Source organism: Streptomyces sp. NPDC059994, assembly GCF_042737755.1.
GTDB lineage: Bacteria > Actinomycetota > Actinomycetes > Streptomycetales > Streptomycetaceae > Streptomyces.
Window position 1 is genome coordinate 1 of the sequence record NZ_JBHWUR010000179.1, and the last position, 9,384, is coordinate 9,384.

8 protein-coding genes, 1 pseudogene and 1 riboswitch are annotated in these 9,384 nt (G+C 70.4%); all 9 genes and pseudogenes read left to right on the forward strand.

Going from position 1 to position 9,384, the window contains the following annotated elements; all coding sequences use genetic code 11:
- Positions 1-87 precede the first annotated feature (87 nt).
- The gene (gene tsf, locus ACFWA7_RS38825; protein WP_385827900.1) at positions 88-924 is read left to right on the forward strand and encodes a translation elongation factor Ts; all 837 of its coding nucleotides are present in this window, start codon (positions 88-90) and stop codon (positions 922-924) included.
- A gap of 159 nt (positions 925-1,083) precedes the next feature.
- Positions 1,084-1,863, forward strand: coding sequence for a UMP kinase (gene pyrH / locus ACFWA7_RS38830; protein WP_385549197.1), 780 nt, complete (start codon positions 1,084-1,086; stop codon positions 1,861-1,863).
- A 120-nt stretch (positions 1,864-1,983) separates the two neighbouring features.
- On the forward strand, positions 1,984-2,541 hold the full coding sequence (gene frr, locus ACFWA7_RS38835) for a ribosome recycling factor (RefSeq protein ID WP_385549200.1): 558 nt from the start codon (positions 1,984-1,986) through the stop codon (positions 2,539-2,541).
- Complete coding sequence (locus ACFWA7_RS38840; RefSeq protein WP_385549203.1) at positions 2,541-3,662, forward strand: phosphatidate cytidylyltransferase; 1,122 nt, start codon at positions 2,541-2,543, stop codon at positions 3,660-3,662. The genes frr and ACFWA7_RS38840 overlap by 1 nt, the downstream gene beginning before the upstream one ends.
- Before the next feature lie 165 nt (positions 3,663-3,827).
- Positions 3,828-4,940, forward strand: coding sequence for a 23S rRNA (adenine(2503)-C(2))-methyltransferase RlmN (rlmN, locus tag ACFWA7_RS38845; protein ID WP_385549206.1), 1,113 nt, complete (start codon positions 3,828-3,830; stop codon positions 4,938-4,940).
- A 17-nt stretch (positions 4,941-4,957) separates the two neighbouring features.
- Positions 4,958-5,067: riboswitch (TPP riboswitch) on the forward strand.
- 76 nt (positions 5,068-5,143) lie between these two features.
- Positions 5,144-6,241 carry a thiamine ABC transporter substrate binding subunit gene (locus tag ACFWA7_RS38850; protein ID WP_385827902.1) on the forward strand — a complete coding sequence of 366 codons (1,098 nt, stop codon included), beginning with the start codon at positions 5,144-5,146 and terminating at the stop codon, positions 6,239-6,241.
- A gap of 53 nt (positions 6,242-6,294) precedes the next feature.
- Entirely contained in the window at positions 6,295-7,905 is a 1,611-nt protein-coding gene (locus ACFWA7_RS38855; protein WP_385549226.1) for an ABC transporter permease, read from the forward strand.
- On the forward strand, positions 7,905-8,927 hold the full coding sequence (locus ACFWA7_RS38860; RefSeq protein ID WP_385827904.1) for an ABC transporter ATP-binding protein: 1,023 nt from the start codon (positions 7,905-7,907) through the stop codon (positions 8,925-8,927). The genes ACFWA7_RS38855 and ACFWA7_RS38860 overlap by 1 nt, the downstream gene beginning before the upstream one ends.
- Positions 8,928-9,290: 363 nt before the next feature.
- A pseudogene (locus ACFWA7_RS38865) lies at positions 9,291-9,384 on the forward strand (SUKH-3 domain-containing protein); the annotation flags it as partial.

Consider the following 9,384-nt stretch of genomic DNA (forward strand, 5'->3'; position numbering starts at 1 on the left):
GGGCACATGCTGTGCCCCCGCCGTCACCCCGTAGCCCCGTAGATCTTTCAGACTTCGAGTCAGACTTCGAGAGAGAAACACAGACTCATGGCGAACTACACCGCCGCTGACGTCAAGAAGCTCCGTGAGCTCACCGGCGCCGGCATGATGGACTGCAAGAAGGCGCTGGACGAGGCCGACGGCAACGTCGACAAGGCCGTCGAGGCGCTGCGCATCAAGGGCCAGAAGGGCGTCGCCAAGCGCGAGGGCCGTTCCGCCGAGAACGGCGCGGTCGTCTCCCTCATCGCCGAGGACAACACCTCCGGTGTCATCCTTGAGCTGAAGTGCGAGACGGACTTCGTCGCCAAGGGCGAGAAGTTCCAGGCCACCGCCGCCGCGCTGGCCGCGCACGTCGCCGCGACCTCCCCGGCCGACCTGGAGGCGCTGCTCGCCTCCGAGATCGAGGCCGGCAAGACCGTCCAGGCGTACGTCGACGAGGCCAACGCCAACCTCGGCGAGAAGATCGTCCTGGACCGCTTCGCGCAGTACGGCGACGGCTTCGTCTTCGCGTACATGCACCGCACCATGCCCGACCTGCCGCCGCAGATCGGTGTCCTGGTCGAGCTGGACAAGGCCGACGCCGACGTCGCCAAGGGCATCGCGCAGCACATCGCCGCGTTCGCCCCGAAGTGGCTGTCCCGCGAGGACGTCCCGGCCGAGGTCGTCGAGACCGAGCGTCGTGTCGCCGAGGAGACCACGCGCGCCGAGGGCAAGCCCGAGGCCGCGCTGCCGAAGATCGTCGAGGGTCGTGTCAACGGCTTCTTCAAGGACGCCACGCTCCTTGGCCAGCCGTACGCGCTCGACAACAAGAAGTCCGTCCAGAAGGTTCTGGACGAGGCCGGTGTCACCCTGAAGCGCTTCTCGCGTATCAAGGTCGGCATCTGAGTCCGTTCAGCGATCGACGGAAGACCCCGCTAGGGTCTGAGGCAGTCGTCGGCCGCGCTCGCGACGGACGACCGCAGATCTGACGAGGAGGCCATTGCCGCTCAGGGACACAGCACCCACCGGCAATGGCCTTCTTCGTATGTGTACGAGGAGATCCCCATGAATCAGGGCGCGGACGCCGCCACCCAGGCTGACCACAAGCGCGACGATGGCAAGGTGACCGGACGCTTCATGCTGAAGCTCTCCGGTGAGGCGTTCGCCGGCGGAGGGGGTCTCGGCGTGGACCCCGACGTCGTGCACGCCATCGCCCGCGAGATCGCCAATGTCGTACGGGACGGCGCGCAGATCGCCGTCGTCATCGGCGGCGGCAACTTCTTCCGCGGAGCCGAGCTCCAGCAGCGCGGCATGGACCGGGCCCGCTCCGACTACATGGGCATGCTCGGCACGGTGATGAACTGCCTCGCTCTCCAGGACTTCCTGGAGAAGGAGGGCATCGACTCCCGGGTCCAGACCGCCATCACGATGGGCCAGGTCGCGGAGCCGTACATCCCGCTGCGCGCCGTGCGCCACCTGGAGAAGGGACGCGTCGTCATCTTCGGCGCGGGCATGGGCATGCCGTACTTCTCCACCGACACCACGGCAGCCCAGCGCGCCCTGGAGATCGACGCCGAGGCCATGCTGATGGGCAAGAACGGGGTGGACGGGGTCTACGACTCCGACCCCCGCGTCAACCCGGACGCCGTGAAGTTCGACGCGCTGGAGTACGGCGAGGTCATCACCCGCGACCTGAAGGTGGCGGACATGACGGCCATCACCCTCTGCCGCGACAACAACCTCCCCATCCTGGTCTTCGAACTGATCACCGCGGGCAACATCGCGCGCGCGGTCAAGGGTGAGAAGATCGGCACGCTCGTGAGCGACCAGGGCACCCGGGCCTGACCGGGGGATGGACAATCCCCTGACGGTCGGACACCGTGCAGGGGAAGACGCGGGTTACGCAGGGCCGTTGAGCACCCCACGGAGCACTCCCGGCCCACTCAAGACATGCAGGAGCAAGTGGTGATCGAAGAAATCCTCCTCGAAGCCGAGGAGAAGATGGAGAAGGCCGTCCTGGTCGCCAAGGAGGACTTCGCCGCGATTCGCACCGGCCGTGCGCACCCGGCGATGTTCAACAAGATCGTGGCCGACTACTACGGTGCGCTGACGCCGATCAACCAGCTGGCCTCGTTCTCGGTGCCCGAGCCGCGCATGGCCGTGGTGACCCCGTTCGACAAGAGCGCGCTGCGCAACATCGAGCAGGCGATCCGCGACTCGGACCTCGGCGTCAACCCGAGCAATGACGGCTCCATCATCCGGGTGACGTTCCCGGAGCTGACGGAGGAGCGCCGCCGGGACTACATCAAGGTCGCCCGGACCAAGGCCGAGGACTCCAAGGTGTCGATCCGCTCCGTGCGCCGCAAGGCCAAGGACGCCCTCGACAAGCTCGTCAAGGACAAGGAGTCCGGCGAGGACGAGGTCCGCCGTGCGGAGAAGGAGCTCGACGACACCACCGCGAAGTACGTCTCGCAGGTGGACGAGCTGCTCAAGCACAAGGAAGCAGAGCTGCTCGAGGTCTGATGAACGACTCTTCCTGGGGGGCTCCGCCGCGACCCGAGTACTGGGGGCCACCCGACCAGGGGCCTTCCCAGGAGGTGCCTTCGGCGGGCGCTGCCTACGATGCGTATGACGCCCCGTCCCGGACGCACCGATCGCCCGTAGTGCCAGACGCGGGCAGAGACGCCGTAGACCGCGAACAACGTGACCGGGGGGCCGCTCGGGTGAGCGGTCCCCTGTTCCGCGAAGAGACGCCGCAGGAGCCCATGCCCAGCTCGGTACCACCTTCGACTCCGCAGCAGCCGCAGCGGCCCGCGCAGCCGGAGAAGAAGCGGGCGGGGCGCGACCTGCGGGCCGCGATAGGGGTCGGCGTCGGGCTCGGCGCGGTGATCCTGGCGTCGCTGTTCGTCGTCAAGGCCGTCTTCGTCGGGGTGATCGCGGTGGCGGTCGTCGTCGGCCTGTGGGAGCTCACCTCCCGGCTCGACGAGCGCAAGGACATCAAGGTGCCGCTGGTGCCGCTCGCGGTGGGCGGCGCGGCGATGGTCGTCGCCGGCTACGCGCGCGGCGCCGAAGGCGCCTGGGTCGCGATGGCGCTCACGTCGCTCGCGGTGCTGGTGTGGCGGATGACGGAGAAGCCCGAGGGCTACCTCAGGGACGTCACCGCGGGTGTCTTCGCGGCGTTCTACGTGCCGTTCCTGGCCACGTTCGTCGCGATGATGCTGACCGCCGACGACGGGCCGTGGCGGGTCTTCGTCTTCCTGCTGCTGACCGTGGTCAGCGACACCGGCGCGTACGCGGTCGGCTGGCGCTTCGGCAAGCACAAGCTGGCGCCGCGCATCAGCCCCGGCAAGACCCGTGAGGGCCTGCTCGGCGCGGTGACGTTCGCGATGGCGGCGGGCGCGGTGTGCATGCAGTTCCTCATCGACGACGGCCAGTGGTGGCAGGGCCTGCTGCTCGGCCTCGCGGTCGCGGCGAGCGCCACGCTCGGCGACCTCGGCGAGTCGATGATCAAGCGGGACCTCGGCATCAAGGACATGGGCACACTGCTGCCCGGCCACGGCGGCATCATGGACCGCCTGGACTCCCTGCTGCCGACGGCGCCGGTGGTGTGGCTGCTGCTGGTGATCTTCGTCGGCGGGAGCTGACCGGCCCCGGTACTCTGGAAGGGCGCGCCGTTCTCGCGGTGCGCCCTTTCGGCCCCGCGCACGCGGGGGTGATCCTGTGAGGTCTCCCGGCTTGGGCATCGCCCCGCCGCTTGCTCCGCGTCGGCGGAGGTAGCCCGGCCTCGCCGTACTGAGGAGATTCCACTCATGGCCCGCCCTGTCCCGGGAGAACTCACCTTCGTCGCACCTCGCGGAGCGAAGCGGCCGCCGCGGCACCTCGCCGACCTCTCGCCCGCCGAGCGGAAAGAGGCTGTCGCCGCGATCGGCGAGAAGCCGTTCCGCGCCAAGCAGCTCTCGCAGCACTACTTCGCGCGGTACGCGCACGACCCGGCCCAGTGGACGGACATCCCGGCGGCCGCGCGCACCCGGCTCCAGGAGGAACTGCTGCCGGACCTGATGTCGGTGGTGCGGCACATCTCGTGCGACGACGACACCACCCGCAAGACGCTGTGGCGGCTGCACGACGGGACGCTCGTGGAGTCGGTGCTGATGCGCTACCCCGACCGGGTGACCATGTGCATCTCCTCGCAGGCCGGCTGCGGTATGAACTGCCCGTTCTGCGCGACCGGCCAGGCGGGCCTGGACCGCAACCTGTCGACCGCCGAGATCGTGCACCAGATCGTCGACGGTATGCGCGCGCTGCGCGACGGCGAGGTCCCCGGCGGCCCGGCACGCCTGTCGAACATCGTCTTCATGGGCATGGGCGAGCCGCTCGCCAACTACAAGCGGGTCGTCGGCTCCATCCGCCGCCTCACCGACCCCGAGCCCGACGGCCTGGGCCTGTCCCAGCGCGGCATCACCGTCTCCACCGTCGGCCTGGTCCCGGCCATGCACCGCTTCGCCGACGAGGGCTTCAAGTGCCGCCTCGCCGTGTCGCTGCACGCGCCGGACGACGAACTGCGCGACACCCTGGTCCCGGTCAACACGCGCTGGAAGGTCCGCGAGGTCCTGGACGCGGCGTGGGAGTACGCGGAGAAGTCCGGCCGCCGCATCTCGATCGAGTACGCACTGATCCGCGACATCAACGACCAGGCCTGGCGCGGTGACCTGCTCGGCCGCCTCCTCAAGGGCAAGCGGGTCCACGTCAACCTGATTCCGCTGAACCCGACGCCGGGCTCGAAGTGGACCGCCTCGCGCCCCGAGGACGAGAAGGCGTTCGTCGAGGCCATCGCGGCCCATGGGGTGCCGGTGACCGTCCGGGACACCCGTGGCCAGGAGATCGACGGAGCGTGCGGACAGCTCGCCGCGTCCGAGAGGTAGTCTGGGCTCGAAATTACATATTCCGACAGGGGAGCGCCACAGCGCTGAGAGTGCGACACCGTAAGGTCGCAGACCCTCTGAACCTTGCCCAGGTCATTCTGGGTAGGAAGTTCGGTCATCACTCAAGCTGTTGCGCCCTGCTCGCCGCCGCCCGGTGAGCAGGGCCGCGTCTCTTCCTGGTCCCACCAGGAGGATCCAGAACCATGCGCAGTACGAAGATGTTGGCGGCCGGCGCGCTCGCCGCCGCCCTCGGGGTCAGTACGCTCGCCGCGTGCGGCGGCAAGGACGACAGCGCCGGCAAGTCCGACGGCGGCACCGGGTCCAAGAGCGTCACACTGGTCAGCCACGACTCGTTCGCCGCCTCCGACGCGGTGCTCAAGGAGTTCACCGCGCAGACCGGCTACACGGTCAAGGTCCTCAAGAGCGGCGACGCGGGCGCGGCGCTCAACCAGGAGATCCTCACCAAGGGATCCCCGCGCGGCGACGTGTTCTTCGGCGTCGACAACACCCTGCTCTCGCGCGCCCTCGACAACGGGATCTTCACCCCGTACGAGGCGAAGGGCCTCGCCGCCGTCCCCGCGGCCGTCCAGCTCGACAAGGGCGAGCACCGGGTCACGCCGATCGACACCGGCGACATCTGCGTCAACTACGACAAGAAGTACTTCGCGGACAAGAAGCTCAGTCCGCCGGGCTCCTTCGCCGACCTGATCAAGCCCGAGTACAAGAACCTGCTGGTCACCGAGAACGCGGCGACCTCCTCGCCGGGCCTGGGCTTCCTGCTCGGCAGCGCCGCCCAGTACGGCGACGAAGGCTGGCAGGACTACTGGAAGAAGCTCAAGGACAACGGCGTCAAGGTCGTCGACGGCTGGGAGCAGGCCTACAACCAGGACTTCTCCGGCTCCGCCGGCGGCAAGAAGGCCAAGGGCGACCGCCCGCTGGTCGTCTCCTACGCCTCCAGCCCGCCCGTCGAGGTCCTGTACGCCAAGCCGCAGCCCACCGAGGCCCCCACCGGCGTCGCCACCGGCACCTGCTTCCGCCAGACCGAGTTCGCGGGGCTCCTCAAGGGCGCCAAGAACGAGACGGGCGGCAAGGCGCTCCTCGACTTCCTGATCTCCAGGAAGTTCCAGGAGGACATGCCGCTCAACATGTTCGTGAACCCCGTGGTCAAGGACGCCAAGCTGCCCGAGCTGTTCACCAGGTTCGGCGCCACGGTCACCGAAACGCACGACGTCGCTCCGGAGAAGATCTCCAAGAACCGTGAGCAGTGGGTCAAGTCGTGGTCCTCGCTCGTGCTGAAGTAAGCCGCACGCCCCGCGCGAAGAGGGTGCGCGCGAACGCGGTGCGGCTCGGCCTGATGGCCCTGCCGCTCGCGTTCTTCGCGCTATTCTTCGCCTGGCCCGTGGCCGCGATCGTCGGCCGCGGGCTGCGCGTCGACGGCGTCTGGCACCTCGGCCGGATCGGCGAGGTGATCACCGACCCGGACATCGGGCACGTCCTGTGGTTCACCACCTGGCAGGCGCTCGCCTCCACCGCGCTCACCCTGCTGATCGCGCTCCCCAGCGCGTACGTCTTCGCGCGCTTCGACTTCCCCGGACGGCAGCTGCTGCGGGCCGTGGTCACGGTCCCCTTCGTGCTGCCCACGGTCGTCGTCGGCACCGCGTTCCTCGCGCTGCTCGGCCGGGGCGGGCTGCTGGACGAGCTGTGGGGCGTACGGCTCGACACCACGGTGTGGGCGATCCTGCTCGCGCATGTCTTCTTCAACTACGCGGTCGTCGTACGGACCGTCGGCGGCCTGTGGGCCCAGCTCGATGCGCGCCAGGAGGAAGCCGCCCGGGTCCTCGGCGCCTCCCGGTTCGCGGCGTGGCGCACGGTCACCCTGCCCGCGCTCGGGCCCGCCGTGGCCGCCGCCGCCCTGATGGTCTTCCTCTTCACCTTCACCTCCTTCGGCGTCGTCCAGATCCTCGGCGGCCCCACCTTCTCCACGCTCGAAGTGGAGATCTACCGCCAGACCGCCCAGCTCCTCGACCTGCCCACCGCCGCGGTCCTCACCCTCGTCCAGTTCGCCGCGGTCGGCGCGGTCCTCGCCGTGCACGCCTGGACGGTACGGCGGCGCGAGAGCGCCCTGAAACTCGTCGACCCCGCGCACACGGCCCGGCGCCCGCGCGGCGCGGGACAGTGGACGCTGCTCGCGGCGGTACTCGCCGTGGTGGCCGTACTGATCGTGCTGCCGCTGGGCGTGCTGGTCGCCCGCTCCCTGGACACCCCCGACGGCTACGGCTTCGGCTACTTCCGCTCCCTCCAGTCCGCCGGGGCGGGCGGCACCTTCCTGGTGCCGCCACTGGAGGCGGTGTGGAACTCCGTGCAGTACGCACTGGCCGCGACCGGCATCGCGGTAGCCGTCGGCGGACTGGCGGCGGCGGCCCTCACCCGGCGCGGAGGACGCCTGGTCAGGGGCTTCGACGCGCTCCTGATGCTGCCGCTGGGAGTGTCGGCGGTGACGGTCGGCTTCGGCTTCCTGATCACCCTGGACCGGCCGCCGCTGGACCTGCGCACCTCCTGGATCCTGGTGCCGCTGGCCCAGGCGCTGGTGGGTGTGCCGTTCGTCGTACGGACCATGCTTCCCGTACTGCGCGCGGTCGACGGGCGGCTGCGCGAGGCGGCCGCCGTGCTCGGCGCCTCGCCGCTCAGGGTCTGGCGGGAGGTGGACCTGCCGCTGGTGCGGCGGGCGCTGCTGATCGCGGCGGGGTTCGCGTTCGCGGTCTCGCTCGGGGAGTTCGGCGCGACCGTGTTCATCGCCCGCCCCGACCGCCCCACCCTGCCGGTCGCGGTGGCGCGCCTGCTCGGCCGGGCCGGGGACCTCAACTACGGGCAGGCGATGGCGCTCAGCACGATCCTGATGGTGGTGTGCGCGGCATCCCTGCTGCTCCTCGAACGCGTTCGTACGGACCGGACCGGAGAATTCTGATGCTGAAGCTCGACGGGGTGACGGTCCGGTTCGGCGAGCGGGCCGCGCTCGACGCGGTCGACCTGGAGGTCGCCGAGCACGAGACGGTGTGCGTGCTCGGGCCCAGCGGCAGCGGCAAGTCCACGCTGCTGCGGGTGGTGGCCGGGCTCCAGCCGGCCGATACGGGGCGGGTGCTGCTCGCGGGCGCGGACCAGACGAGCGTCCCCGTGCACCGGCGGGGCGTGGGCCTGATGTTCCAGGACCACCAGCTGTTCCCGCAGCGGGACGTCGCCGGGAACGTGTCCTTCGGCCTGCGTATGCGCGGCGTACCGCGCGCCCAACAGGCCTCCAGGGTCGAGGAGTTGCTGGAGCTCGTAGGGCTGCCGGGGGCGGGGCGGCGGGCGGTCGGGGCGCTCTCCGGCGGCGAGCAGCAGCGCGTCGCGCTCGCCCGCGCGCTCGCGCCCTCGCCGCGGCTGCTGATGCTGGATGAGCCGCTGGGCCAGCTGGACCGTACGCTGCGGGAGCGGCTGGTGGTCGAACTGCGTTCCCTGTTCGGCCGGTTGGGCACGACCGTGCTCGCCGTCACGCACGACCAGAGCGAGGCGTTCGCGCTCGCCGACCGGGTCGTGGTGATGCGGCGGGACGGCCGCATCGCCCAGACCGGTACGCCGCTCGACGTCTGGCAGCGGCCGGCCTCGGAGTTCGTGGCGCGCTTCCTCGGCTTCGAGAACGTGGTCGCGGCGAAGGTGTCGGGGGCGGTGGCGTCGACGGAGTGGGGGAAGGTGCCGGTGCCGGGGGGCTCGCCGCAGGGGTCCGTACGTCTTCTGGTCCGCCCGGCGGGGGTTCGGCTGCTTCCGGCCGACGAGGGTCTGGAGTGTGAGGTCCTGGCGCGCACGTTCCGGGGCAACCACGTCGCTCTGCGGCTGCGCCCGCGCTCTGGGCCGCTGCTGGAGGCGGAGTGCGGGGTGCGGGATGTGGTGGGGGTGGGGGAGTTGGTGGGGGTGGGGTTTGTGGGGGCGGAGGTTGTGGTTCTGGAGGGGTGAGCCCCTCCCCGCCGGGGTTGAGGTGTGTTTCCCGGGGGGCTGCGCCCCCGGGCCCCGGGCGGGGTCTGAGCCCCTGGACCCCGGTCTGAGCCCCTGGACCCCGGTCTGAGCCCCTGGACCCCGGGCGGGGCCTGGGGCCCCTGCACTCCGCCACGGGGGCTTCGCCCCCCAGGCCCCGCGTTCTTCTGCGGGCCGGTGGGGGCTGGTCGCGCAGTTCCCCGCGCCCCTTAGGGGGGTGGGGTGCGGCCACGATGCGAGGCCCGGCGGCGGGAAATTCAGCCCCTGCGGGGTCAAGGGAGCGGAGCCTGGGCAAAATCAGCCCTGCGGCGTTTGAGGCGGGGGGCAGGGGCCGCAAGCCCCGCCGCCATCGACACCGGGGGACGCGTCTACAGCATCGACCACACGGGCGACTGGTACCTGGGCCCGGACCTGGACCTGGCCCTGAACACGTTGGTGA

Coding starts and splice junctions, on each gene's coding strand:
- ACFWA7_RS38850 (WP_385827902.1), top strand. CDS start 5,144: ATGCGCAGTACGAAGATGTTGGCGGCCGGCGCGCTCGCCGCCGCCCTC.
- pyrH (WP_385549197.1), top strand. CDS start 1,084: ATGAATCAGGGCGCGGACGCCGCCACCCAGGCTGACCACAAGCGCGAC.
- ACFWA7_RS38860 (WP_385827904.1), top strand. CDS start 7,905: ATGCTGAAGCTCGACGGGGTGACGGTCCGGTTCGGCGAGCGGGCCGCG.
- tsf (WP_385827900.1), top strand. CDS start 88: ATGGCGAACTACACCGCCGCTGACGTCAAGAAGCTCCGTGAGCTCACC.
- rlmN (WP_385549206.1), top strand. CDS start 3,828: ATGGCCCGCCCTGTCCCGGGAGAACTCACCTTCGTCGCACCTCGCGGA.
- ACFWA7_RS38855 (WP_385549226.1), top strand. CDS start 6,295: ATGGCCCTGCCGCTCGCGTTCTTCGCGCTATTCTTCGCCTGGCCCGTG.
- ACFWA7_RS38840 (WP_385549203.1), top strand. CDS start 2,541: ATGAACGACTCTTCCTGGGGGGCTCCGCCGCGACCCGAGTACTGGGGG.